Source organism: Rhizobium sp. P32RR-XVIII, assembly GCF_012641395.1.
In the GTDB taxonomy this organism is placed as follows: Bacteria; Pseudomonadota; Alphaproteobacteria; order Rhizobiales; family Rhizobiaceae; genus Rhizobium.
In genome coordinates, this window is sequence record NZ_JABAIH010000020.1 from 40,889 (window position 1) to 64,308 (window position 23,420).

Genomic DNA, 23,420 nt, shown 5'->3' on the forward strand with positions numbered 1-23,420 from the left:
GTGAACCGGGGAGCAATTTATTCAACCCCGCACCCGCTGGACGATCTCACCCAGTTGAGCACGCCGACTCGACAACGAAGTCGACCGCAAGGCCGTCGGCAGGCCGCGCCTCGGCTGGCCCGACGATGGTCACCAGCGTTCCTCCGGCTCGAATCAAGCCCGCGGACCGCTTCTGGATGTCACCGCCGATGACATCGAACACCAGATCGGCTGTGCCGACGTCTTCGAGGACATCGCTGTCGAGGTCGACGAGCTCCTGCGCGCCGAAGTCGAGGACCTTCTGACGGTCGGCGGCGCGCCCGGTGCCGATGACATAGGCACCGGCCTCTCGTGCGAGCTGCGTCACCATCGTCCCGACCGCGCCGGCCGCGCCGTGCGCAAGGACGCTCTGCCCCGCCTGAAGGCGGCCGTGCTGGAACAGTCCCTGCCAGGCGGTCAGTCCCGAGATCGGCAGGCTGGCGCCCACCGTGAACTCGACGTCGCCCGGCAGCGCCGCAAGGTTGCGTGCCTCGATCGCCACAAACTCGGCCAGGGTGCCGTCGCGATGCCAGTCGGCGAGGCCGAACACCCGCTGTCCCACCGACAGTCCCGTCGTGCCATAGCCGAGGGCGGTGACCACTCCGGCCAGCTCGTGACCGGGGATCGACGGTGTCCGGTCATGGCCGCGGCGATCGGTCCAGGTCGAGGGCCACGTCAGCTCGGTCGGGACGAATCCCCACGCATGAACCTGAACGATGACGTCGTTTATCGCTGCCTGCGGCTCGGGCCGCTCCGTCAGCTTCATCCCGGCCGTTCCCGCAGCCTAGTCCGTTACTACGATTGCTTTCAGGCATGGAATTCAACGTCAAACGCGTCATCGCCAAGGATTATTCGACAGCTTGCGCTGCTTTGTTCGCTGTGGTTGCGGTAGAGGCTTGCAAATATCTCACCACCACACCAGATCCGACGCAAATACCGGCTATCCGTCTCTCTTAATCGCATCGGCGTCCGTCGGATATGCAGGAGGCATTCGGAAAATCGTTCTGGGGTCATGATGTGGGTAGGCCGGTGATTGCGATCCGCTCACAGTCGCACAAAGGTTGTTGGTGTCAATCGCGCCAAGTTCGGATGGTTCTCTCATACCTTCAACGCGAACCTGACGTTCGCGATTCATTGTGTGACGATGATCGGCAAAGCGCCAGCCGGCATTGTGGCTCGTCAGCGGTCTTGACGGATGTCATCGCGGTTTGATCATCGCTGTCACACTGGAACTTATTGCGAACATAACGTTTGTAAAGCGTCAGACCAGGTACTCTCTGAGATGGATAACGCAGGATGACAGCTCCATCGCGAGCGATCATCTGCTGAGCGGTAGCGCAGGTCGTTGAATCGGTATTTAGCCGCTCGATTGCGAAGGCAGGCTCGACAGCTAACATGAGCGCTGGGAGAATAAAGCTAATCCTTTTCATCGACGTAGCTTCCCTGGGTGAATGAGATTTCGGCAAGGCGCCCTCCTTCCGAATACGGGGCAAATCGCAGGGTCCGGCGGCAAGTTAAGCAGAGGTTTCAGCGCAACCATGCCACTTATATCATCCGACCTTGGGCTCGTGCATTCGAAATGCTGATAAGCCCGCGCCTTCCGGACCTTAAAAAGTACATCGAGGACGGTAAGACGATCATTTGCTCGCCGCACAAGCTGTACAGTCCCGCAGCCAACGACCTGCCATGCAATTGCGAAAGCAGCGCGTTGACCAGATCATCCTCGCAGGAATGCTCGCCAACATGTGCGTCGAGTCCCATTGCCGCGATTTCCTCGAACTTGGATTCGAGGTCGGCGTGGTTCGCGACGCGGTTGCCGCGCCGAAGCTCCCGGAGGGCGACGGCTACCTCTCGGCGCTGATCAATTTCCGCTACATGGCTAACGGTCTTTGGACGACGGAAGAAGTTGTCCAGATGCTGGCCCAGGCATAACTCTGGCATCATTTCCCCAGACGGACCAGGCGCAGAATGCCCGGTCCGTCTCTCTGACTCTCTTCTGGCCAGCGCTCGACCTCCAGGCGTCGACACCGGCAAGAGGCGCAAGAACGCGGTTTTCGTTGAGCCGACGCTGATTGCTGAGATCGAATACGCGCCTGGACGCACGACGGAAAGCTGCGCATCCGTCTTATAAGGGTTGCGAGAAGAGCAGGACGAGGCGGTGGTTTATGAGCTCAGCGGTAATTGATCAAACCGGTCGCGGCGAGAACAAACCACCGACGCCCTATATCATCAATCCACTGATCCGACTAATGAAGAGGCAGGGATGCGTGCCGAAGCGCTTCGTCAGCGACAAGCTTCGTTCCTACGGCGCAGCACTGCGTCAGGTGATGCCACGGTTGAGCATCGATCGCACAAGGGCTTGAACAACCGCGCCGAAAACTCGCATCTGCCCCTGCGAAAGCGGGAGCGTGCGATGCAACGGTTTCGATCGCCAGGTGCACTTCGACACTTCGCAGGCGTCTTGTCGGCGGTAGCCACACTGCCCGAGAAACGATCTGTGGCGGAAAATGGTGGTTCTTGTGTTCTTGTAGCTGACGACCGGGTGCTCATCCCGATCAATTAACGTCAAGCCATTAAGCCAAAACGTGACGCCTCCCTCCAACGTGTTGTTGCCGGATAAAACGTCGCGCCTGTGAGGAATACCTGGCTGGAAAGCCGTCTATGCCTCGATGATCCTGACAGGTTTTCCGGCGATGAAAGCAGCTATATCCTCGACGGTTTGACCGTAGCCGAGGCGGTAGCCGTCCGTCGTTACATAGCCGAGATGCGGCGTGATCTGCGCGCGGGCGATGCTGCGGAAGGGGTGGTCGCGGGCAAGCGGCTCGGCGTCGAACACATCGATCCCCGCGCCTGCGATGCGGCCATCACGCAGGATTTCGATCAGCGCGGCCTCATCGATGATCGGCCCGCGCGAGGTGTTGATCAGGAAGGCGGCAGGTTTCAGGAGCGCCAGGTCTGCGGCCTGAAACAGACCGCGGGTGCGGTCGCTTAGTTGCAGGTGAATGCTGACAAAGTCCGCCGTCGACAGCAGTTCTTCCTTGCTGACGCATTTCGCCGCTGTTCCCTCGCATTTGGCACGGGTGAGGTTCTCGCTCCAGGCTATGACGTTCATGCCGAAGGCGGCGCCGATCTGGGCGACCCGCCGACCGAGACGGCCGAGACCGACCACTCCGAGCGTTTTCCCGGCAAGGTCGATCCCCACTGTCGTCTGCCATGGCTGGCCCTTCTTGAGCTGCGCGTTCTCAAACCCGACCTTGCGGGCGAATTCGAGCATATGGGCAAAAACCAGCTCGGCTGTGGCCTGGCCTGATGTCTGCGTACCGCAGACCATTACTCCGCAATCCCTGGCTGCGACAAGGTCGATGGCCGCGTTGCGCATACCGGTCGTCACGATCAGTCGGAGGTTCGGCAGGGCTTCGATGACAGTGCGTGGAAACGGCGTGCGTTCGCGCATGAGGCAGACGATATGAAAATCGGCAAGCGCCCGCGAGACCGCCTCGTCGCCATCGAGTCTGTTATTGAACACTGTGATATCGACATCAGGACCACATGCGGACCAGTCTGCCAACCGCCTCGACACATCCTGATAGTCATCGAGAACTGCACAGAAATACCGCATCTTCATTTCCCTTTATATAGCCAGGTTTGTTTTCTGGAAACGATAGAGGGCCTGTTAGCGCCTCCCACGCAGCCGTTTCCTCGTGCGTAGTCCATCAATCGCGGTCCGGCAGGGGCGATGAGAGGAAATCGGTCAACCAGTGCTCGAACGCCGGGCGCCGCGTTAGGCCGGCCATCAGGTCGTCCGACGGGAGACCCGTTATTTCGGAGGGCGGTGTTCCTTCACGCAGTGCTCGAAGCGAGCCATACATCGCCTGGACGGCCGCGAGAAACGGCTGGTGTCCCTGAAGCGATATCTTGACCCTCCGTTCCCGGAGATAGGCGCTGTCCTTCAGTTCGGGCGCTGCGGCTCCAAGAATGAGCGGGATGCTGACAGCTTCGGCAATGGCATCGACTTGCGCCCGTTGTTTCACCCCCGTCAGAAAGAGCGCGTCCACCCCTGCGCGCTCATAGGCTTTGAGCCGGAGGATCGCATCGTCCAACCCGCTCAGCGCGACCGCACTCGTACGTCCGATAATGGCAAGTGCCGGGTCTTGGCGAGCTTCCAGCGCAGCGCACATCTTGCCAATGCCTTCTTCGCGCGAGATCAAACGCGCGGCCCCTTCGCAAGCGAAGGCCCGGGGTAATTCCGTATCTTCGATCGTGAGGGCCGCAACACCGGCCGTTTCCAGCTCCTCTACCGTGCGCATGACGTTGAGCGCATTGCCATATCCGTGATCCGCATCAACGAGAAGTGGGGTTTCCGCTGCTCTGCAGATGCGGTTCGCGAGATCGACGAATTCCGTCATGGAAATTAGGCAGATATCGGGATCGCCCAAGACGGCCATGGAGGCGATCGATCCTGCCAGCATCGTCAATTCGAAGCCAAGCTCGGACGCGGCCCGCGCCGACAGGGCATCGAAGACCGAGGCCGGATGGACGCAGATGTCGCCCTCAAGGATTCCGCGGAAGTGTTCGCGACGTTTGCGCGTGTTCATGATGTCCCCTTCCCGTTCGGCATTCCGATAGGATCCGTGAAGTGTCGTCGCCGGACGAATCCCTTCCACAAAGAGCTTAGCGCATGAGCGCCTCCCATGTCCGACGATCATAGTGGTCCGGGACATGGCGTGGGGATGTTTTCCGTCGATGCGGCATGGATGAGCGGTGCCGGTTCGATGACCGGCACCCGCCTTGGCGGTTCAGGACGAGAAACGACGTCAGGACAGGAAGAGCGTGCGGATGTCGTCCAGTTCGCCGAGCCGGTGCAATTTTTCGAGCAAGGCTGCGCTTCTGTCGTTGCCAAACCCGGAGGAAAGCGCAGAAAACTTTCCGTCGAGCTCGGCCGCGCTCATCGGATTGCTGGGCGCGCCGCGGAAGTCGTGTCCGGCCGCGTTCAACGTCCGGCCGTCGCTGAGGACAACCGTCATGCGCGTCGCCCAGGCCTTGCCGGGCGCCACGCTCTCCTCGTTGAGCGTCATGTGCACCTTCTTCGCAAGATTTCTGATTGCGACATCTTCGTGAGGGTTGTCACGGAAGGAGCGCGGCTCTCTCGGATCGCGGCTTGCGGCGATGGCGAGGCAGAAGGGAAGGCTGTATTGTGCCGACGCGATGTCGTTCGGTTCCGTGTTGTCGTGGTGGCTCAACACCTTCTCGCTGGTCGCGACATGGATCTCGGCTATGTCAGCACTCGTGAAGCCATGCTCTTTCTTCAGGCCTTCGAGCAAATTGACCGGCGTATGGGCGGTGATGTGGCAAGCATAGCACTTAACGCATATCCGCAGCGTTTCCCAGTGGCTTCCGAGGCCATGAAGCAGCCTGTCCATTTTCGGCTCGCGGGTGAAGCTCTGGAAGACGCCGTATTTGCCCTCCAAGATAACATCGGGGCCGGCAAAACCGCTCTTGGCGAGACGGGCGGCGAGCACGCCTCCTTCGGATGCCCGGCCCATGTGAAGGCGCTTGACCATGCCGCCGTTCCCGGCCTTGGTAAAGGCAAGAAGGCCGGAGCAGAGCGAGCCGGCAATGCCGAAGGCATTGACCATCTGCTCCGAATTCAGGCCTAGCAACCGGCCCGCGACGACGGTGGCTCCGAACGTTCCGGTGACGCCAGGCGAGTGGAAGCCGAGCTTCTCGGCGGTGTTATCCGCCGCAAGACCGATCCGCGACATGACTTCAGAGCCTGCGACGAAGGCCGCGAGGACATCACGACCGCTGGCCCCGACTTCTTCGCCGACGGCGAATGCCGCCGGCATGAGAGTGGAGCCGTGATGGACGCCCGCGCTCGGCTGACGGAGGTTGTCCATTTCGAACCCGTGTGCCAGCGCGCCATTGGCAAGGGCGGCCAATGGCGCTGCGACGCGGTGTTCGGTGCCGATGATCGTGCTTGTGCCACCGCTTCCGTAATGGGTCGCATAGTCGATGATCATGCGGCTCCACGGAAGATCCGCACCGAATATAGATACGCCAACGGTATCGAGAATCGCCTTGCGTGCCTGTTCTATAACGGCCTCGGGGATTTGCCCGAACGAAAGATCCCGGCCGAAGGCGGCAAGTGTGCGGGTCGGCGACGTCATTTTACTTCCTTTCAATTGATTCATGATCAGGGCGGCGAATGATCACACGCCGTCTTCCTTGAGCGCTTGCATCCTGAAGGTGTTGAACCGGCGCAGCAGCGGCGAAACGAGGATCAGGGCGGCGAGGATGAGCAGGACGGCGGAAATTGGCCGGTCAAAGAGGATCTTCACATCGCCGTTCGACATGGTGAGGGATTGCCGCAGCGCCCGCTCGAGCGCGTCGCCCAACACGAAGCCCAGGATGAGCGGGGCTGTCGGGAAGGAAAGCTTCGACATCACCCAGCCGAGCAGACCGAAGCCGACGAGCAGGCCGACGTCGAACAGGCTTCCGGAAATCCCGTAGGCGCCGGCGATCGAAACGCCGAGGATGACCGGATGAAGGACGAAGATCGGAACGCGCAGTATCTGGGCGAAGACGCCAACCAGCGGCAGATTCATGATGAGCAGCACGACGTTGCCGACATACATGCTGGCCACGAGCCCCCAGAAGATATCCGGAGATTCCTGCATCATGAGCGGGCCTGGCTTGACACCCCAGAGGACGAGCGCCGAAAGCAGGATGGCTGTCGACGTGCCTCCGGGAATGCCCAGGGTGAGCAGCGGCAGAAGTGCCCCGCCCGTGTCGGCATTGTTAGCGCCTTCCGGCGCGGCAAGACCTTCCGGCGCGCCATGACCGAAGCGTTCGGGGTGTTTCGATACAGCCTTCTCGATACCGTAGGAGACGAATGAGGCGATAGACGAACCGGCGCCGGGAAGCAGACCGATGAAGAATCCTGTGATGGAACCGTTGATGAAGGCAAAACGGCATGCCTTCAGCTCTTCCCAGCTTGGCAGAAGGTTGCGGATTCCTTTGGGAACGTCGAGAAGTTCGCTTTTCTCCCGCGCCGCGATGCTCAGGAGAATTTCGGTGATCGCAAAGAGACCGATCGCGACGGTCATGAAATCGATGCCGTCAAGCAGCGAGCTTTGTCCAAAGGTAAAGCGCGATTGTGCGGTGAAAAGGTCCGTGCCGATGCTTGCCAGCGATAGTCCCAGGACAAGCGACAGCATTGCCTTCACGATGGAATTGCCACCGAGAAGCACCACGAGCGACAGGCCGAGGATCATCAGCGCGAAATATTCCGGCGAACTGAACGACAGCGCAAACTGTGCGATCGGCGGTGCGATCAGCGAAAGCGCGACGACACCGATTGTTCCCGCGATGAAGGAGGCGATGGCCGCGATGCCCAGAGCGGGGCCGGCTCGGCCCTTGCGGGCCATCTGGTAGCCGTCGATGCAGCTTACGACCGACGAGGCTTCGCCGGGCATATTGAGCAGGATCGATGTCGTGGAACCACCATATTTTGCGCCGTAATAGATCCCCGACAGCATGATGATACCGCCGACCGGATCCATGTTGTAGGTCACTGGCAGGAGGATCGCGATCGTCGCGGCCGGCCCGAGGCCCGGCAGGATACCAATGACCGTTCCGAGAAAGCAGCCAGCAAAGCACCACACGATGTTCATCGGTTGAAGCGCTACGCCGAAGCCATGCGCAAGTCCGAAAAATGCATCCATCTTAGAAACTCCAGAACTTCCCGACCGGCAGAGGCGCGCTCAGCATGACGGGGAAAATGAAATGAAGCCCACCGCCGATGGCTGCCGCCATCACGAAGCTGGTCACGAATGAGCGCCGGAAAACAACCTTGACGATGAAAAACACGGCAAGGCCGAAGCCTACGACGAAGCCCAGCGCCGACATGAGCGGAATGCTGAGGGCAATGGCGATCCAGGTCAGGGCGGCGTCGATGAGACCGCGCTTCTCGCCCGGATCGATCGGCTCTGCCGGAGCTGCGGGCGGTTCGGCGGTCAGACGCTGAAAGACCAGTGCCAGCGCCAGCCCCAGCATCAGCACGCCGTATCCCAAGGGAAAGAAACCCGGGCCTGGGCCTTCAACGTTGAAGATCACCCATTTGCTCGCCTCCAGGAGGACGTAGCCGCCCAGGACGGCCAGCGTAAGACCGGCGATCAACTCGCCATCCTTCCAATACTGTCTTGTCATGTTAGCCTCGATGTTCTGCGCCTGATCGGCGCTGTTGGTCTCGATCTTGACGGCACGCGCTCATGCTCCTCGGTTCCGGCGCGTCACAGGAAGCTGACAAAAGCGAAAAGTCCGCCTGCCAGCAAAAGAGGTATCAACGGCTGCATTTTCGGCTTCACGAGAAGCAGCGCAGCCGTTGCCGCAGCTACGGTCCCCGACAGCCATCCGCTGCCGAGAATCTCCACAATCGAAATGATCCCGGCGGTCACCAGACCCGTCCCGATCGGTGCGAGACCCATTTCGAGCGCCGCATGCCATGGGCTTCCCTTGTGCCGGATCCATGTTCGCGACACCGCCATGCAGAGAATGAGGCAGGGCAGGAACATCGCGATCGTGGCGATCAATGCGCCACTCCAACCGGCGACTTTCCAGCCGATCAGCGTCACAAGCATCGAGCCGGGGCCAGGTGCGCTGCGGGCGATGGCGAACAGATCGATAAAATCGCTGGCGCTCATCCATTGGCGGATATCGACCGTCTGATGCTGCAGGGCCGGGAAGATGCTGGCACCGCCGCCGATCGTCACCAGCGAAAGCGGCACGATCACCTTGATCAGCGCGAGATAGGAATTTTCAGACATCGCGCCGCATCCCGATCCAGGCAAGGGCGACGCTGATCGGCGTCAGCACCAGGACGACGGGAATGATCGGCCAATGAAAGATAGCGACGCCAACCGCCGTCAGCAGAAGAACAGGCAATCCGAAGACGGTTCGGGCAGCCTGCTTTGCCCCCTTGATCGAGATCATGATCAAAAGTCCGACAGCGGCGGCCGCAACGCCGTCGAGCATTGCGGATATCCAGGCGATGCCGGAGATTCGATCGAAGATCGAGGCGATGGCGATCACGATGAAGAACGGCCCCGCCAACATTCCCCCCAGCGCGACTGCCGCCCCCGGAGCGCCGCGAAGGTTCTGGCCGACATAGACCGCGAGATTGCCGACATTGACGCCGGGCAGAACCTGGCAGACGGCGAGGCCGCTGAAGAACTCCTCTTCACCCATCCAGCGCCGCTTGACGACGACTTCCTGGTAGACGAGGCCGGACATGCCGCCCCCAAAGCTGAGCAAGCCGATTTTCCCATGAACCCACGCCAGATCAAGCAGGGATGCCATCTGCTTGTCCGGCAATCTGCGATCTGGTGGGATCAGTATCGTCATCAGTTACGGTTCCCTTCGAAAGCCGGCGCAGCGACACACGCATCGATCAGACGGATTGCGTCCTCCGCCGGTTCGAACCGCGTACTGAAGGAAGCCGAACGCCGGGCGATCATGTCGATGACGTCCTGACCTTCCGTCAGGTCCAGAATGTGCGGATCGATTTGCTCGTCGCAGCGCACGGGAAGATATTCGACCGTTTCGATCCGCCCATTCGCAATGCCGCAACGAACGATCATCGTTTCGGCCTCATGACCCTTCGCCGGATTGTGCTGGGCGAAGGTGAAGTTCCCGAGGGAATAGAAGATTGCCTTGCTCTTGTAGACTTCGACGCCCTGGATGACGTGCGGATGATGCCCGAAGACGATGTCCGCACCGACATCGATGGCATGTCGGCCAAGCTCGGTCTGGTATTCTGCTATCTTCATGAAGCCGCGGGAGACCCCCCAATGGAAGGCGCAGACGACGATATCGGCGCGCTCACGCGCCACCTTTATGTCGTGTTCGAGCTGCGCCTTGTCTTCCGGCACAAGCTGGGTGCGGATCAGAGGCGGCGTTCCCGGCACTTCGAAAACACGGGGCGGCGCCTCGTAGGACGTGCGCGCCCGCATGACCGCCAGACCCGGCGTATCTTCACCTGCCGCCCATTCCGGAATGAAGACGGATGTGTAGCCGAGCATTGCGATCCGGCATCCGTCCTTCTCCACGATTGCCGGTTGGTGCGCTTCGGCCTTGTTGCGGCCACCGCCCGTGTGGGCGATGCCAAGCCTGTCGAGATGGCCAAGCGTCTCGAACATCGCCGCATGGCCGAAATCCAGCATGTGATTGTTGGCGACGTTTAGGGCGTCGAAACCGGCCGATCCAACGGCTTCCACCTGTCGTCCGTCGGCTTTCCAGTTCGTTTCCTTGATGGACCAGGGCTCGCCCGCATCGGACGTGGAGCCTTCGAGATTGCCGAAAGTGAAATCAGCATTCCGCAACGTATCTCCGACATGCTGGAATACGCTCGGCGGATTATCTCGCTGGACGAAGATATCACCGACGAGCAACAGGGTCTTTTGCATGTTCGATTGCATTCTGATTTCCTTGTAACAACATGTATGGGTCCCGCTCCGAACCGGGGGAGCGGGTTATTGCTGCATTCGTCGAACGGTCTTGATTTACCGGACGACCTTGACATCGAGAGACGTGAGGATCTCGCGAATCTGGCTCGTGTAGGTCTTGACGAAATCGGCAAGCTCGCCCGCCGGCATGTAGGCGCTTTCAAGCTGCATCTGCCGGAGGTATTTCTTCCAGCCCTCAGACTTTGAAGCCCGTTCGAAGAGGTCCTGATAATAGGCCATCGCCTCTTTCGACATGCCGGGCGGGCCGATGACTCCACGGGCTTGAGGTACATCCACGATGTCGTAGCCGGCCTCCTTGAGCGTCGGCACATCGGGATAATCCTCAAGTCGCTTGGTGGCGATCTGGGCAAGCACACGCAGTTTCCCTCCCTTGACGAGACCTGCTTCTTCACTGGGCTCGATCATCATGAGATCGGTATGGCCGCCGAGAACGGCGGAGATTCGCTCTCCTGCCGTCGGAAAGGAGATGAACGACCACTGGGCGCCCGTCTTCGACATGATCAACTGGCGCACGATGGCTTCCCGCGAGAGGACAGATCCGCCGGATTGGGAGTACTTGTTCGGCTCGGCTTTCGCCGCGTCGATGAACTCCTTCAGCGTCTTGAAGGGCGAGTCCGTACGGACGACGACAAGCGCCGGCTCGAATATGAGGTTGGCGATCGGCGTGAGATCGCCCATCGTCGTCGTCGCTTCTTCCTGGACGAGCGGATTGATCATGTAGACGCTGGTGAACAAGCCGATCGTATTATTGTCGCCCGCTTTTTCGGCCATGTAATTCATTGCGTTGGCGCTTCCGCCGCCAACCTTGTTAATGACCTGGAACCGCACCGGCAGAAGATTTTCCTTCTCCATGACGGCCAGCAGGGCGCGCCCGAATGTATCATTGCCTCCGCCTGCGCCTGCGTGGACAACGACCGATACGAGGCCGGTTGGCTTGAAGTCCTCGGCGACCGCGCCGGTTGCCAAGGCAACCAGCATGGCGGCGATCGAAAATGTCTTGAACCTGATAGTCATGGATACTCCTCCCGAGATCCGCATTTTCAGAAAATCAGCCCGATCAACGGACCACTTCGATACCGGCGTCGATGAAGATCTGACGCATCAGGTCGGCATAATCCTTCAGGAACGGGCCCAGCTTGTCAGCGGGCAGGAAGGCATCCTGCAGATGGTTGTCGGCGAGATACTGCTTCCATGTCGGGGTCTGCGTGGTCCTCTGAAGAAGATCCTGATAGTAGGCGACCGCCTCCTTGGGCATACCGGGAGGACCGACGATGCCACGAGCCTGCGGCGGCAGCTTCACGTCGTAACCAGCTTCCTTGATGGTCGGCACGTCCGTAAAGCCATCAATGTGCGTGTCGGAAACCGCAGCGAGGGGCCGCAACTTGCCGGCCTGAATGAGTTGGCCGGCTTCACTGGCCTCGATGATCATCAGGTCGGTATGACCGCCGAGTACCGCGGAGATGCGCTCGCCGCCCGTGGCAAAGGAAATCAGCGACCACTGCGCGTTCGTAGCGGACATCAACACATGGCGGACGACTGCGTCGCGAGCGAGCGGAGAACCGCCGGACTGTTTGAATTTATTCGGGTCGGCCTTGGCCGCGTCGATGAAATCCTTCAGGGTCTTGTAGGGCGAGTCTGCATTGACCACGATCAGCGCCGGCTCAAGAATGAGGTTGGCGATGGGGGTCAAATCCTGCAGGGAGGTAGTGGCTTCCTTCTGCACCAGGGGGTCGCTGACAAACACGCTCGCGAACAGGCCGAGGGTATGAGAATCCCCGGCTTTTTCCTTGATGTAGTTCATCGCGTTCGTGCTGCCGCCGCCAACCTTGTTTAGAATGAGGTAGCGAACTGTCGCGAGCTTTTCCTTCTCCATAGCCGCGATCAGTGCACGCCCGAAGACGTCGTTGCCACCGCCCGGTCCGGACTGCGTAACGATGGACACGGTCGTATTCGGGGCGAAATCCTCCGCAGCGGCCGACGAAAACGCCGTCAGGGCGGCAGCAGCCGCACCGACAAAGATGCCAATCCAATTGAATTTCATAATTTCCTCCACGTCGTCTAAGCAAGGCAAACGACTGCCCTCCCCGAGCTTTCGCAAGCTCGGGCCGATTGATCTGAATCATCTGAAATCCAGGTATTGGTCGACCTCCAAATCGACCCACACCCTGCGCTTGCGCACATCTCCTCACGCTCCGGGAAGCATGCCCTCCCGGAGATTTCACTCGCCCTCACAAATGCGAGAAAACACCCCGACTCCTGGAGTCCGGGCTATTTATCCGCTTTCAGAATTCCGCCTGAAAACGAAAAGCTATCGATGTATCTGCAATCCGCTCAAGCGGTATCGCAGACCATTCTGCAAATGAATTCGTACCGCCGCCTCCGCACGGTCGGCATCCCGTTCGCGCAACGCATAGAGAATCTCAAGATGCTCCTCTATCGTGCTGCGGTGCCCCGCATCCGGATTCACAATCCGACCGAGACCGCGAACCAGTTCGATCTGATAGTGCATCCCCTCCAGTATCTGGATCAGGCGACCGCTCCCTGAAGCCCGAATGAACAACTCGTGGAAATCGCGTCCGACACGCCTCCATGCGTCCGGATCGTCCTTCCGGCTGTCTGGATCGCGATGAAACCGCTTCAGCTCGTGCTCAAAATCGTCAAGCGCCTGCAGCGATATCACCGGACAACTCAACCGAGCGGCCAGCGGCTCCAACCCCATTCGTACATGGTAGATTTCGATAACGTCCTCGACCGTATACGAGGCGACATAAGCACCACGCCCGTCAACGATCCGGACCAGCCCTTCCCGCTCAAGCCGCATGATCGCTTCCCGAATGGGCGTCCTGCTTACCCCCAGGCGTGCTGCGATGGTTCTTTCGACGAGAGATTCGCCCAATGCGATCTGGCCATCAAGGATCAGAAGCTTGAGGCGATCGTAGGCGGTTGTCGTATCTGGTTGAATGGCTGGGGTGACTGGCATGGTGGTACCATACCGTTGGTATACCAATTATGTCAATTATGTTTCTATATAAATTTGGAATATGAAACGCGGGGAGCTGTGCTTGAAGCGGAAGCCATCCTTTCGAGTTTGAACGATGCGGTAATAATGTGTGCGGCAGTCGAGGAGCGCGGTTGGAACCGTAAACTTAACGGACCGAAATCAATTTCTGTGGGCGGCAGCTTGGTCAGGCGTGCAGGCGGGCGATTTGACGCCATGTCTCCATGGCTGCTGCGCGCAGTTCGCGATGGGGGTTTGAGGGAGGAGGATCGAGATCGGCCTCGTAACCGCGCAGAGTCTGTTTAGCGCGAAATTCGATGACGGCCTACGCATGACAGTGGATTGCTCATCTGAACTCGCCGACGTCATAAACGCACGGTTGGAAGAGGCCGGCGACGAGGCGCATGCTTTTTTGGAACGCATCGACAGTCGGCCGCAAATCTTACGTGCTTTGTGCCATTGCCCACCCAAGCTAATCACGTGCATGTCGTTGATGGTGCTTCCGGTGGCTACGCTTTCGCTGCGCTCAACTTGAAGCGGAATATTGCAAGCAGCCTCGGTACATAAGGAGCTCGCGCTTCAACCGCGCACATCCAATCCATCGGTCTCTTTCTTGAGGGCCAAGGCGGGTACAGCTCCCGGCTTTCGCTATGCGCGATGAAAGCTTCCGGAATCGCCTGGCATGCCAACTCGCTCAATGGAACCGCCACAGAAGGCCGTCCAGGAAACAGGATGCCCTACGCGGGGTTGGAGGACGCGGCCGATAGGGCGGATTCATTGGCTAGTTTTCAACATTGAAATAACGACGCGTTGGTCGGACGATAGTCGGCTATATGGCTGGCGCGCAGGATATCAATTCCGTCTTCATCATGCTCGGGATCGTCGCCGTCATCGGTGCACTGGCCGAAACGCAGATGATCGAGACCGGTGGACGCAAGCTCGAGGAAATTTCCTCCTAGGCGCAGCGCCCCCGCTTGATAGCGCACGTGGAAAGGGGTCCCTTGTTTTTGAGAGGATCACGCGCCGTGCGGCACTGCCGCCTGCTCCTTGCGGGCCATCATGAAGGCAACGACGAAGACGAGCAGGCCACCGATAGCGAGACACGCCGCCAGAAAGAACATCGGCGCAATCGTGCTTCCGGTCTCGTCCTTGATCCAGGGCACGACGTTTTGGGCGACGAAGCCGCCGAGATTGCCGACGGAATTGATGCCGGCGAGGCCGGCGGCAGCCCCTGCGCCCTTCAGGAAGCGTGACGGCAGGCTCCAGAAGACCGGCTGAGGCGCAAAAATACCGGCAGCAGCAATGCAGAGGAAGGCGAACTGCAACACATGGTTCGGAACGAGTGCGGATAAGAGCAGGCAGGCCGCACCGATGAAAGCCGGGATGACGATATAAGGCGTCTTCGATTTGGCTTTGTCGGCTGCCGCCGGCACCGCCCAAAGCGCAATTGCGACAACCACCCATGGGATGATGTTAATCAGGCCGTTCACCGTGTTACTAACGCCGAAGGCATGGACGATCGTCGGCAGCCAATAGCTGAGGCCATAGGCAGCAAGCGGAAAAGCGATGTAGCACAGCGCCATTAGCAGCACGCGAGGATCCAGAAGCGCCTTGAAGCCATTTTCCGCGTTCCGGTCCATGCCGGCATTTTCGGACGCGAGGCGGTTCGCCAGCCAGCGCTTCTCCTCGTTGCTGAGGAAACCTGCTGTTTCCGGCCGGTCATAGAGATAGAAGAAGGTGACGATGCCAGCGATGACGGCTGGAATACCCGTTGCCAGGAAGACCCACTGCCAGCCGGCATGGCCGTAGAGCCCATCGAGATCGAGAAGCATGCCTCCAACAGGTGCGCCGACCGCATTGGCAAGTGCACTGAAGATCATGAAGAGCCCGACCATGCGGCCGCGATAGGCCGAGGGAAACCAGAGCGTCAAAAGATACAGAACGCCGGGGAAGAACCCTGCCTCGCAGACGCCGAGCAAAAACCGTAGGATGTAGAACATCGTCGCATTCTGCGTATAGGAAAGCAGAATGGTGACGATGCCCCAGGAGACGAGAATACGCGCGAACCAGACGCGTGCGCCGAACCTGTCGAGAAAAAGGTTGCTCGGCACCTCGAAAAGAAAGTAGCCGATGAAGAAGAGCGAAGCGCCGAGGCCGTAGGCATATTCACTCATGCCGAGCGCATCGACCATTTGCAGCTTGGCGAAGCTCACATTCTGACGATCGATATAGGCAATGAGATAAAGGATTCCGAGGAACGGCATCAGTCGCCAGGTAATCTTGGAAATCAATTGCTGTTCGTTGACCATGTAAATTCTCCAAATAATTGTTGCTTTTTTCCGCTGAATAGATAGCGCACCAGGTGATTATAAATCGCACCGAACGGATCGAGGGACGTCCTAGATTGACAATGCACATGCCGACGGTCCATGCGTAAGGCATCGGAGAGCCACTCCTGCCGCCGCTTGCTTTCGGATCGTCAATCCTTTGTATCAAAAGCAAACTTCGGCATCCTGTTCTCGGGTACTTGCTGGCCTTTGCCATCCCTGGCTATCTGCCGATAGTCGCTCGGATCTCGTTCATACGCCTGTCGAAAAGCTCGCACAAAACTTGAACGGCTTTCATATCCTGCATTACGTGCAATGACGTCGACCGGCATCGTCGTTGTCGTTAATTCGATCGCAGCCTGGCGCATTCTCAAGTCTCGCAAGATGGCCATCGGGGAGCGTCCAAAGATGTTCGAGAATCTCGCCATGAACGCAGAACGACTCAATCCTGCACTGTGCGCCAAGCTTTGAACTGAATGGGCGGCTCCCGGCCGTGCCACCATATCCGCAAAGGCACGCGTGATCTGCCTGTCGGCGAGTATCGAGAATCGCTCCGTCCACCGCTCGGATGACCTGAGGGACCGCCGCAACAATGAGACAAGGATTTGCTTGAGCAGCGACGAGGTCATAGCGCCGACGCCAACCTCTTGCTGGAGTAGCTCGTCCATAGCCTCGCGAAGCTTCAGATCGATCTTGTCAGCTGGCTCGAACTGCTCGATCACGGGTTCGCGGAGTTCCCCGAACAGCCTCACAGACTGACCAAAGAGTGCGGTAAAATAGCCGCATATCTGAACGATTTCGGGCTGCTCGTTCGGCACAGCGAGGCGCAGTATGCCGTCTTGATGTGTCCAGCAGTCTCTCGAGATGAGCTTCGGCGGGCCACTTCCGCCGTCGACCTCGATCGCGAATGGAGTATTTGGCGGCACGATGATGAGCAAATGAGGGCTCAACGGCATCTGTGGTCCACCGTTGATAGATATGCGTCCCACGCCACTCAAGTTGTAGTGGATCCCGGGTGCGTCAACCTTTCCCATTTCGACTCGATGGCCACGCGGCACCAGAACCTCGATCAGCGTGATGACGTCGATGTCGATTGCCTGCATCAAGTTGTTGAGGTCGGTTGTAGACAATTTGACGTTGGAGCCCGCGGGCGGCGAAACGCTCTGCCCGACGAGTGCCTGATTTGGAACCGCTTTCGAAATGTTCCGCATGACTTTGGTGGTCCTATACTGCCCGGCTACCGGTGCAGATAGTGCTCGGAAGCCCGTTCTCGAAGGATGAGTTGGGCGTTGCCACGCTTTTCCGTACCACTGAACTTCGTGTCTTGCCATCGATTCTCGCAATCGTCTCGAAACGAAATTCGGCCCCTCAACGAAGTAGGCCACAATTCGCCGGCGCCGGTCTCGCCCTGTCAACTCCAAAACATCGACGCGGCTCCTCGTCCCCCTCATGCAAGCCGTTGCCGGTGCAAATAGTCGAGCACGGGGAGTATGCCCTGCGGATTGGAATGGCGGGTTTGATCCAGATTGATCTCCGAGTAGACGATGACGCCGTTTCGATCGACGACGAAGCGCGCCGGGATCGGCAGGGTCCAGCTCTCGTCACCGTTCAATGTGGGCAAGTCTATGCCGCCCGCTTTGTGTAGACCTCGCAAGACTTCCGGTATCGCCCAGCGAACGCCGAACTGGGGGCGCGATGAGATACTCCCCGCCCTCGCGCATGGCGCGAAACTTCCTCGCGTCGATGGGCTTGGATGTAGGCAAACAGGCGTCCGATCTAGCCGACTTCAACGCCATTCCAGAACGCAAGGTAGCCTTTGATATTCGCGGCAGCTGTCGAAGGGTCAGCATAGTACCAGACCGCGTCTTTATTCGTCTTCCCGTCCACCTCCAAGGAATAGTAGTTTGCCGCTCCCTTCCATGGGCACCGGCTGGTAGTAGAGCTCGGTCGAAGGAAGTCCTTTTTGACGGACTCGGGGGGGAAGTAGTGGTTTCCTTCGACCACGACCGTCTGGTCCGATTCCGCGATCTTCACGCCATTCCATGTCGCCGATGTCATTTCTTTTCCTTTCGTTGGCTCGTAGTGTTTCGTGGCACGCGCCCTGCGCCGCCCTCGATCGCGGCTCGGTAGCCGGCCGGGCCTGGATGCGTTGCAACGGGGAATTATTGTACCGAACGCCTCCTGCCCGAGTCTTGTTTTCCGTCTTCGAACTATCATTGCAGGCGGTGTTGCATGGTTTCCCGCAAAGTCCGTAGGTCGTGTGCGAATATGCGGATACCCTCGGCCAGTTTCTCCGTAGCCATGGGGTCCTCGTTCATGATCCATCTGAACGTGATTTCGTCCATCGGGTCGGACGGCTGCGGGTGTTTGATGTCGACTGCGTCCTCGCTCACGAACCAGTGGCAGATCGCATCGGCCTCCTCCCGGAGCGGAGTCGGCGACAGCGCGCCCGGGGTGAGCGAGCGGGCGAGTTTTCCCTCGTCCGCTGAGAGCGCCTCGAGAAGGGCCGGCGCGATCGTGAGCCGGTCGCACCCCGCGAGGGCTTCGATCTGGCCGGTATTTCGAAACGACGCGCCCATCACGATCGTCCCGATGCCGTTCGCCTTGTAGTGGTTGTATATGTCACGCACCGAGCGGACGCCCGGGTCTTCCTCGGGTGCCAGGTCCCGTCCGAGAGACTTCTTGTGCCAATCGTAGATGCGGCCCACGAAAGGCGAGATCAGGAACGCTCCAGCCTCGGCGCTAGCGACTGCCTGGGCCCGATTGAGGAGCAGTGTCATGTTGCACTTGATGCCATCCCGCTGCAGTACTTCGGCCGCCCGAATCCCTTCCCAGGTTGACGCGAGCTTGATCAGCACCCGTTCACGATCGACGCCGCGTTCTTTATAGTCCGCGATGATCTGGCGAGCCTTGGCGATCGACGCCGCGACGTTGAACGACAGCGTCGCGTCGACTTCGGTAGAGACGTAGCCCGGCACCAGGCGCAAAAGCTCGATGCCCACCGAGATCGCCAAGCGGTCAGCGGTCGCGGCTGCGATATATCGCGGGTTACCGGTCTTTGCCCGCCCCCACGACAGAGCCTCTTCGACGACATCGCGATAAGCCTCGGTGGCAAGGGCCTTGAGCACGATGGTAGGGTTCGTCGTGCAGTCGGTAGGCTTGAATCGCGCCACAGCCTCGATGTCGCCTGTGTCCGCGACAACTGTGGTCATAGCTCGCAATTGCTCCAGTTTGGAAGTCATGGCCTTCTCCTTTCGACTTCTTTCCGCTCGCGTCTCGCCGAGTGAGCCCACGCCGTGGCGCTATTGAATGGCGCCGGTCCTTTGCTCCCTCCGGCCTGCTGTGTTTGGTTCAGACAGGCCTTCCCGACTGCTCCTCCTCGAAGGTCACAGCGACTGCCGCGTTTGCAGACAGGCGAATTTTCTGGCCTTCGACTTCGGCGACCAGGCCGAGATCGATGAAGTGGTTGTGGTTCTTATGCGCGCCTTCGCCACTGTCGCGCTTGGCAAGCTTGATCCGGCCGTCGACGACCGCATCAACAGTGCCGACGTGAACCCCGTCCGCGCCGATCACTTCCATGTCCGGGACGATCTTTTCGCTGCTCATGCTCTTCTCCTTTACTGGGCTTTCGGGTCGGCCGTGCCTACCCGGAAGCGTGGATATGGGGTGAAGGGACTGCGGGTCCACTCCCAACGTCGCCGAACATCTGTTGCAGTCCGGCGCGCGGTGCTGCAGGCTTCGGTGACAGCCGGTTCGCGTCGAGGAAGTTGCCGTCGAGGCCGAGCCCACGTGTCGCAACCTCCCACCCGCTTTCCGTTGGGAGGCGCTTGCCGGCCCAGGTAGCGAAAGCGTCGTTGCAAGTCATTCGCTCCAAGTGTCGACTGGAATACGCGCATTGGTTCCATGTGTAGACCTCTTGAGTAATGGTTTGCTGTTGCTGACCGCGAAGCAGAGCGCACACAAGCACACCAGGTGATGTCGACTGCGTTTCTACGCTGATCGGCGCAAGGATGGATCTTGACCGGCGCCGGGGCGTCACGTCGGCGCGCGCGCCTTGTCGACCGCTGCGATGAATTCCTCCGCGGCGATAGCGAAGCCGTCCTGCAGCACTACGCCTGCCGGGTCGACGGCGACGAACCACGGTGTTCCACCGGTGCGATAGTTTTCCATCGTCGTGGGAAGCCGGTGTCCGGGTAAGCGCCCCTCGTGGCCGAAGGGAATGCGCAGGTCATATCGTCTCTGGTCCTCGGAGAGTCGCTCAGGTGTATTGGTTTCAGCACCCTCGAAAACAGTCTGCACCACGGCGTAGGCGACATCGCGATCCCGCGTCCGCTCGATGAGAGATAACAAAGCCGGGAACCCGTGTGAGTGACAGCCGGGGCACCAGTGCTGATAGAAGAACAGAACACGATGGCGCTGCCCGAGTGAGGACAGGGTGACCGGTGGGCAGTGCATGCCCTCCGCGTTGATCCAGTACGGAACGAACAACTCGGGTGCTGGACGTCCGGAAATGCCGTATTTCATTGCGTCCACCTCCTTTTCTTTGCGAGGCTGACGAGTCAGGCTGCCGCATTGCGTCGCGGCAGCTTCCATTGCGGGCGGATGAAGTGGCATGTGTAGCCGTTCGGAATACGCTCCAGGTAATCCTGGTGCTCCGGCTCAGCCTCCCAGAAATCGCCGACGGGGGTCACCTCGGTGACTACCTTGCCCGGCCATAGACCGGAAGCTTCAACATCGGCGATGGTGTCTTCGGCCACGCGCTTCTGCTCGTCACTTGTATAGAAGATCGCCGAACGGTAGCTCGCGCCACGGTCGTTGCCCTGGCGGTCGACCGTCGTCGGGTCGTGGATCTGAAAGAAGAACTCCAGGATATTTCGGAAGCTCGTCTCAGCCGGATCGAATACGACCTCGATCGCCTCGGCGTGGTCGCCGTGATTGCGGTAGGTCGCGTTCTTGACTTTTCCGCCCGAATATCCGACCCGGGTCGAGACCACTCCGGGCAGCCGTCTAACGAGCTGCTGCATGCCCCAGAAGCAGCCGCCGGCCAAAACCGCGCGTTCTGTCGTTGCCGTCATCGCGTTACCTCCTGCTTGGAAAAGAGTTTGGCGTAGTCGCCGTAGCCCTCGCTCGTCAGCTGATCACGGTGGATGAACCGGAGCGACGCCGAATTCATGCAATACCGCAACCCGCCTTTGCCGCGCGGGCCGTCCGGGAAGAGGTGGCCAAGGTGGCTGTCCCCATGCTTGGAGCGGACTTCGGTGCGGGTCATGCCGTGGGTATTGTCGACATTCTCGACGACGTTTTCCGGCTCGATCGGCTTCGTGAAGCTCGGCCAGCCTGTGCCGCTGTCGAATTTATCGATTGACGCAAAGAGCGGCTCGCCGGACACCACGTCGACGTAGATACCGGGCTCTTTGTTGTCCCAATACTCGTTCTGGAACGGCCGTTCGGTACCGTCGGTCTGCGTCACCCGGTATTGCTCCGGCGTGAGGCGAGACAGCGCATCCGGATTCTTGTTGTAGGATCTCATCTGCTGTCCTCCATTTGAGCCCTAGAGTTAAGAAACCGGAGGCCGCCGGTCCAATGACGGATGGGAATTGAATCGATGCCTTGGACTGAAGAGCGACACAACTTCGATGGGCCGCCCGGCGAATGCCGTAGCGAAGAAGAGGTCGCGATGGGAGGTGACAAATTCGGGTGGGTACTGGCGAAAGTGCCAAAGTTACAGCGAAGGAGCATTTACGGACCGACGCTACGGAGCGACGGTTCGCCGTTCCAGGGACGATGGGAGAACTAACGTGTTTGCACGCGAATCGCGGAATCGTACTCTGGCGCGACCGAGTGACCGAGCGCTGGCCGGTTCGCCTAAGCTTTCCGAGGCGAGCCTACGCACGGCCGCGAGGATCTCAGTAGGTTCCTGCCTTATGGTGAAGTCCGGCTCTATAAAGGCACTTTGGATTTGGCCATTGCGATCGACGACATAGGTGGCCGGCAGCGGCAACATCCACATGGATGATCCGTGCCTCTTCCCAAGATCGATTTTTAGGCTCGAGTAATAGGCCCGGGTTTCTTCGGGAACTGAAAACAAGACGCCGTAGGACATGGCGACGCCATGGTCGACGTCGGCGAGGACCTGAAGGTCAAGGCCGAAGCTGCGCTTCATTTCGCGGGGGAAGTCTCCAGTGTCCGGGCTGAGAACGAGGAGATTGGCTTTGAGATCCTCGAACTCCTGTTTCGCCGCCTGGAGGCCGCAGAGCTCGGCCGTGCAATATTGGCACCACCCACCTCGGAAGAAACTTATGACCAGGGGTCCTTCACGTCGTAGCTGCTCGGACGATACCAAGCGACCATCGGCATCCGGCAGCAAGAAGTCCGGCGCGGTGTCGCCAACTTTCAAGGCGCGCGATGCGAAATCGTGCTCCCGGATCCGTTTTACAAGAAAGTCGTAGGCCTCCCAATCTGCTGGTCCGAACGCAGCAAGCAGATCGCCCCTTAGTTTGTCGTAGTTCATTGTCTTACCGACCCTCAATTGAAAAGATTGACACGCAGAATTCCGAAAAATGAAACAATAGATGTCCCCATCCGGTTTCTACGCCTCACAATTGGAGGTTGCTCACCTCTGATTCCAATGATGCGTGGCTATCAAATCGATGCCATAGCACTGGCGGGAAGACGATAAAACCGGCGGTGCAAGTCTCACCGGTGAGCCGCGTTGCTGAAACGCTGAACTGCTAATGGCGGCGCGTCGGTTCGGCAGCATTCCCAGTGGTTATCGTGTCAATACCTTTACGCAGCTTTCGCCAAAATCTAACGGTTTTCCGCCACGGCCGAAACCATGAAAGAACTCTGTCGCAGGCGAGGCGCTGCCGCATGCGGCGAGTCGGCTGAAGATGCGTGCAAGAAACGGCGGGTCCGCGGCCGCGCGACCAGGCAAATCGGGTACTGACAGGTGGACGAGACGAGCGGAGGAATAGACTTTATGGAGCAGGAAGAGCAGCACCTGCTCGACAGCCTGAGGCGGTTGCGACGCTCGCTCCGCGTCCAGGCCGCGGACGAGATTCCGGCGATCGAGCATGTGACCTTTGCACAGAGGATCGCCGATGCGGTAGTGAGCGTCATGGGATCGTGGACGTTCATTATAATCCAAAGTGCGGTTTTGGTTACTTGGATTGCGACCAACGTCGCGGGCGCGATGAGGGGCTGGGACCCTTACCCGTTTATTCTCTTGAACCTTGCTCTCTCCTTCCAGGCCGCTTACGCGGCTCCCGTTATCATGATGAGCCAGAACCGGCAGCAGGACATCGACCGCCGGGCCGCCGAGAACGACTACAGAATCAATGTGAAGGCAGAACTTGAGATCGAGCTCCTTCATGAGAAGATAGACCAGCTACGAGAGCAGGAAGTTCTCAAGTTGACCGAGGCGGTAATGCGCCTGACCATGCTGCTCGATCGCGCCACAAGCGAGACACCGTCGACCGTCTTGGAACTGCGCGGGGTAATAGATCCGGCTTCATAACGATCGGCTATAAATTCGATGGCGACACGAGGCGGTGA

At 59.4% G+C, this 23,420-nt stretch carries 25 protein-coding genes and 3 pseudogenes; 5 read left to right on the forward strand and 23 right to left on the reverse strand.

The window, feature by feature from the left end; translation table 11 throughout:
* Positions 1-27: 27 nt before the first annotated feature.
* Positions 28-784: pseudogene (locus tag HGP14_RS30330) on the reverse strand (NADP-dependent oxidoreductase); the annotation flags it as partial.
* A 920-nt stretch (positions 785-1,704) separates the two neighbouring features.
* Here HGP14_RS30330 and HGP14_RS30335 point away from each other — a divergent pair.
* Both HGP14_RS30335 and HGP14_RS30340 read left to right on the forward strand, forming a co-directional pair.
* Positions 1,705-1,950: an isochorismatase family protein gene (locus HGP14_RS30335; RefSeq protein WP_246704680.1), complete on the forward strand. Its 246-nt coding sequence runs from the start codon at positions 1,705-1,707 to the stop codon at positions 1,948-1,950.
* A gap of 305 nt (positions 1,951-2,255) precedes the next feature.
* Positions 2,256-2,500 (forward strand): annotated as a pseudogene (locus tag HGP14_RS30340) (DDE-type integrase/transposase/recombinase); the annotation flags it as partial.
* 177 nt (positions 2,501-2,677) lie between these two features.
* Here HGP14_RS30340 and HGP14_RS30345 read toward each other — a convergent pair.
* From HGP14_RS30345 to HGP14_RS30395, 11 genes are all read right to left on the reverse strand, one after another.
* Positions 2,678-3,637 (reverse strand): D-2-hydroxyacid dehydrogenase family protein, encoded by a 960-nt coding sequence (locus HGP14_RS30345; protein WP_168833557.1) that lies wholly within the window; start codon positions 3,635-3,637, stop codon positions 2,678-2,680.
* Positions 3,638-3,731: 94 nt separating this feature from the next.
* Positions 3,732-4,613, reverse strand: a complete 882-nt coding sequence (locus HGP14_RS30350; RefSeq protein ID WP_168833558.1) for an oxaloacetate decarboxylase — start codon at positions 4,611-4,613, stop codon at positions 3,732-3,734.
* Between the two features lie 219 nt (positions 4,614-4,832).
* The gene (locus HGP14_RS30355) at positions 4,833-6,185 is read right to left on the reverse strand and encodes an MmgE/PrpD family protein (protein WP_168833559.1); all 1,353 of its coding nucleotides are present in this window, start codon (positions 6,183-6,185) and stop codon (positions 4,833-4,835) included.
* A 42-nt stretch (positions 6,186-6,227) separates the two neighbouring features.
* A complete protein-coding gene (locus HGP14_RS30360) occupies positions 6,228-7,742 on the reverse strand; it encodes a tripartite tricarboxylate transporter permease (protein ID WP_168833560.1) in 1,515 nt (504 codons plus the stop codon).
* A gap of 1 nt (position 7,743) precedes the next feature.
* Positions 7,744-8,226, reverse strand: coding sequence for a tripartite tricarboxylate transporter TctB family protein (locus HGP14_RS30365; protein ID WP_168833561.1), 483 nt, complete (start codon positions 8,224-8,226; stop codon positions 7,744-7,746).
* Positions 8,227-8,309: 83 nt separating this feature from the next.
* Positions 8,310-8,843, reverse strand: a complete 534-nt coding sequence (locus HGP14_RS30370) for a chromate transporter (protein WP_168833562.1) — start codon at positions 8,841-8,843, stop codon at positions 8,310-8,312.
* Positions 8,836-9,420 (reverse strand): chromate transporter, encoded by a 585-nt coding sequence (locus tag HGP14_RS30375; RefSeq protein WP_168833563.1) that lies wholly within the window; start codon positions 9,418-9,420, stop codon positions 8,836-8,838. The genes HGP14_RS30370 and HGP14_RS30375 overlap by 8 nt, the downstream gene beginning before the upstream one ends.
* Positions 9,420-10,493: a CapA family protein gene (locus HGP14_RS30380; RefSeq protein ID WP_168833564.1), complete on the reverse strand. Its 1,074-nt coding sequence runs from the start codon at positions 10,491-10,493 to the stop codon at positions 9,420-9,422. The genes HGP14_RS30375 and HGP14_RS30380 overlap by 1 nt, the downstream gene beginning before the upstream one ends.
* Before the next feature lie 84 nt (positions 10,494-10,577).
* Positions 10,578-11,555 (reverse strand): Bug family tripartite tricarboxylate transporter substrate binding protein, encoded by a 978-nt coding sequence (locus HGP14_RS30385; RefSeq protein ID WP_168833565.1) that lies wholly within the window; start codon positions 11,553-11,555, stop codon positions 10,578-10,580.
* Between the two features lie 43 nt (positions 11,556-11,598).
* Positions 11,599-12,582 carry a tripartite tricarboxylate transporter substrate binding protein gene (locus tag HGP14_RS30390; RefSeq protein WP_168833566.1) on the reverse strand — a complete coding sequence of 328 codons (984 nt, stop codon included), beginning with the start codon at positions 12,580-12,582 and terminating at the stop codon, positions 11,599-11,601.
* Positions 12,583-12,849: 267 nt separating this feature from the next.
* Positions 12,850-13,521 carry a GntR family transcriptional regulator gene (locus HGP14_RS30395; protein ID WP_168833567.1) on the reverse strand — a complete coding sequence of 224 codons (672 nt, stop codon included), beginning with the start codon at positions 13,519-13,521 and terminating at the stop codon, positions 12,850-12,852.
* A 399-nt stretch (positions 13,522-13,920) separates the two neighbouring features.
* Here HGP14_RS30395 and HGP14_RS36840 point away from each other — a divergent pair.
* Together HGP14_RS36840 and HGP14_RS36355 are read left to right on the forward strand one after the other, a co-directional pair.
* Positions 13,921-14,106, forward strand: a pseudogene (locus HGP14_RS36840) (DUF3095 family protein); the annotation flags it as partial.
* A gap of 266 nt (positions 14,107-14,372) precedes the next feature.
* The gene (locus HGP14_RS36355) at positions 14,373-14,498 is read left to right on the forward strand and encodes a hypothetical protein (RefSeq protein ID WP_281408142.1); all 126 of its coding nucleotides are present in this window, start codon (positions 14,373-14,375) and stop codon (positions 14,496-14,498) included.
* Positions 14,499-14,555: 57 nt separating this feature from the next.
* Here HGP14_RS36355 and HGP14_RS30405 read toward each other — a convergent pair whose 3' ends face one another.
* The 11 genes from HGP14_RS30405 to HGP14_RS30450 all read right to left on the reverse strand — a co-directional run bounded on the left by HGP14_RS30405 (position 14,556) and on the right by HGP14_RS30450 (position 22,377).
* Positions 14,556-15,848: an MFS transporter gene (locus HGP14_RS30405; protein WP_168833568.1), complete on the reverse strand. Its 1,293-nt coding sequence runs from the start codon at positions 15,846-15,848 to the stop codon at positions 14,556-14,558.
* 170 nt (positions 15,849-16,018) lie between these two features.
* Complete coding sequence (locus tag HGP14_RS30410; protein ID WP_168833569.1) at positions 16,019-17,077, reverse strand: AraC family transcriptional regulator; 1,059 nt, start codon at positions 17,075-17,077, stop codon at positions 16,019-16,021.
* Between the two features lie 236 nt (positions 17,078-17,313).
* Complete coding sequence (locus tag HGP14_RS30415; protein ID WP_168833570.1) at positions 17,314-17,487, reverse strand: hypothetical protein; 174 nt, start codon at positions 17,485-17,487, stop codon at positions 17,314-17,316.
* Positions 17,488-17,642: 155 nt separating this feature from the next.
* A complete protein-coding gene (locus HGP14_RS30420; protein WP_168833571.1) occupies positions 17,643-17,924 on the reverse strand; it encodes a DUF427 domain-containing protein in 282 nt (93 codons plus the stop codon).
* 155 nt (positions 17,925-18,079) lie between these two features.
* Complete coding sequence (tal, locus tag HGP14_RS30425; protein ID WP_168833572.1) at positions 18,080-19,108, reverse strand: transaldolase; 1,029 nt, start codon at positions 19,106-19,108, stop codon at positions 18,080-18,082.
* 109 nt (positions 19,109-19,217) lie between these two features.
* Complete coding sequence (locus tag HGP14_RS30430; RefSeq protein WP_168833573.1) at positions 19,218-19,472, reverse strand: DUF2171 domain-containing protein; 255 nt, start codon at positions 19,470-19,472, stop codon at positions 19,218-19,220.
* 37 nt (positions 19,473-19,509) lie between these two features.
* Positions 19,510-19,731 carry an SUMF1/EgtB/PvdO family nonheme iron enzyme gene (locus HGP14_RS36845; RefSeq protein ID WP_409527115.1) on the reverse strand — a complete coding sequence of 74 codons (222 nt, stop codon included), beginning with the start codon at positions 19,729-19,731 and terminating at the stop codon, positions 19,510-19,512.
* A 170-nt stretch (positions 19,732-19,901) separates the two neighbouring features.
* A complete protein-coding gene (locus tag HGP14_RS30435; protein ID WP_168833574.1) occupies positions 19,902-20,390 on the reverse strand; it encodes a peroxiredoxin family protein in 489 nt (162 codons plus the stop codon).
* Positions 20,391-20,425: 35 nt separating this feature from the next.
* Positions 20,426-20,941: a peptide-methionine (S)-S-oxide reductase MsrA gene (gene msrA, locus HGP14_RS30440; RefSeq protein WP_168833575.1), complete on the reverse strand. Its 516-nt coding sequence runs from the start codon at positions 20,939-20,941 to the stop codon at positions 20,426-20,428.
* Positions 20,938-21,396, reverse strand: a complete 459-nt coding sequence (msrB, locus tag HGP14_RS30445) for a peptide-methionine (R)-S-oxide reductase MsrB (protein ID WP_168833576.1) — start codon at positions 21,394-21,396, stop codon at positions 20,938-20,940. Before msrB ends, msrA begins: the two co-directional genes overlap by 4 nt.
* 222 nt (positions 21,397-21,618) lie before the next feature.
* Positions 21,619-22,377 (reverse strand): peroxiredoxin-like family protein, encoded by a 759-nt coding sequence (locus tag HGP14_RS30450; protein ID WP_168833577.1) that lies wholly within the window; start codon positions 22,375-22,377, stop codon positions 21,619-21,621.
* A gap of 468 nt (positions 22,378-22,845) precedes the next feature.
* Between HGP14_RS30450 and HGP14_RS30455 the strand changes: the two genes are divergently transcribed.
* Positions 22,846-23,382: a DUF1003 domain-containing protein gene (locus tag HGP14_RS30455; protein ID WP_168833578.1), complete on the forward strand. Its 537-nt coding sequence runs from the start codon at positions 22,846-22,848 to the stop codon at positions 23,380-23,382.
* The last annotated feature ends 38 nt before the right edge of the window (positions 23,383-23,420 follow it).

Coding starts and splice junctions, on each gene's coding strand:
- HGP14_RS30360 (WP_168833560.1), bottom strand. CDS start 7,742: ATGGATGCATTTTTCGGACTTGCGCATGGCTTCGGCGTAGCGCTTCAA.
- HGP14_RS30395 (WP_168833567.1), bottom strand. CDS start 13,521: ATGCCAGTCACCCCAGCCATTCAACCAGATACGACAACCGCCTACGAT.
- HGP14_RS30350 (WP_168833558.1), bottom strand. CDS start 4,613: ATGAACACGCGCAAACGTCGCGAACACTTCCGCGGAATCCTTGAGGGC.
- HGP14_RS36845 (WP_409527115.1), bottom strand. CDS start 19,731: ATGACTTGCAACGACGCTTTCGCTACCTGGGCCGGCAAGCGCCTCCCA.
- HGP14_RS30405 (WP_168833568.1), bottom strand. CDS start 15,848: ATGGTCAACGAACAGCAATTGATTTCCAAGATTACCTGGCGACTGATG.
- HGP14_RS30355 (WP_168833559.1), bottom strand. CDS start 6,185: ATGACGTCGCCGACCCGCACACTTGCCGCCTTCGGCCGGGATCTTTCG.
- HGP14_RS30455 (WP_168833578.1), top strand. CDS start 22,846: ATGGAGCAGGAAGAGCAGCACCTGCTCGACAGCCTGAGGCGGTTGCGA.
- HGP14_RS30390 (WP_168833566.1), bottom strand. CDS start 12,582: ATGAAATTCAATTGGATTGGCATCTTTGTCGGTGCGGCTGCTGCCGCC.
- HGP14_RS30365 (WP_168833561.1), bottom strand. CDS start 8,226: ATGACAAGACAGTATTGGAAGGATGGCGAGTTGATCGCCGGTCTTACG.
- HGP14_RS36355 (WP_281408142.1), top strand. CDS start 14,373: ATGGCTGGCGCGCAGGATATCAATTCCGTCTTCATCATGCTCGGGATC.
- HGP14_RS30430 (WP_168833573.1), bottom strand. CDS start 19,472: ATGAGCAGCGAAAAGATCGTCCCGGACATGGAAGTGATCGGCGCGGAC.
- HGP14_RS30375 (WP_168833563.1), bottom strand. CDS start 9,420: ATGACGATACTGATCCCACCAGATCGCAGATTGCCGGACAAGCAGATG.
- tal (WP_168833572.1), bottom strand. CDS start 19,108: ATGACTTCCAAACTGGAGCAATTGCGAGCTATGACCACAGTTGTCGCG.
- HGP14_RS30370 (WP_168833562.1), bottom strand. CDS start 8,843: ATGTCTGAAAATTCCTATCTCGCGCTGATCAAGGTGATCGTGCCGCTT.
- HGP14_RS30345 (WP_168833557.1), bottom strand. CDS start 3,637: ATGCGGTATTTCTGTGCAGTTCTCGATGACTATCAGGATGTGTCGAGG.
- HGP14_RS30380 (WP_168833564.1), bottom strand. CDS start 10,493: ATGCAATCGAACATGCAAAAGACCCTGTTGCTCGTCGGTGATATCTTC.
- HGP14_RS30410 (WP_168833569.1), bottom strand. CDS start 17,077: ATGCGGAACATTTCGAAAGCGGTTCCAAATCAGGCACTCGTCGGGCAG.
- HGP14_RS30435 (WP_168833574.1), bottom strand. CDS start 20,390: ATGAAATACGGCATTTCCGGACGTCCAGCACCCGAGTTGTTCGTTCCG.
- HGP14_RS30450 (WP_168833577.1), bottom strand. CDS start 22,377: ATGAACTACGACAAACTAAGGGGCGATCTGCTTGCTGCGTTCGGACCA.
- HGP14_RS30420 (WP_168833571.1), bottom strand. CDS start 17,924: ATGACATCGGCGACATGGAATGGCGTGAAGATCGCGGAATCGGACCAG.
- HGP14_RS30335 (WP_246704680.1), top strand. CDS start 1,705: ATGCAATTGCGAAAGCAGCGCGTTGACCAGATCATCCTCGCAGGAATG.
- msrB (WP_168833576.1), bottom strand. CDS start 21,396: ATGAGATCCTACAACAAGAATCCGGATGCGCTGTCTCGCCTCACGCCG.
- msrA (WP_168833575.1), bottom strand. CDS start 20,941: ATGACGGCAACGACAGAACGCGCGGTTTTGGCCGGCGGCTGCTTCTGG.
- HGP14_RS30385 (WP_168833565.1), bottom strand. CDS start 11,555: ATGACTATCAGGTTCAAGACATTTTCGATCGCCGCCATGCTGGTTGCC.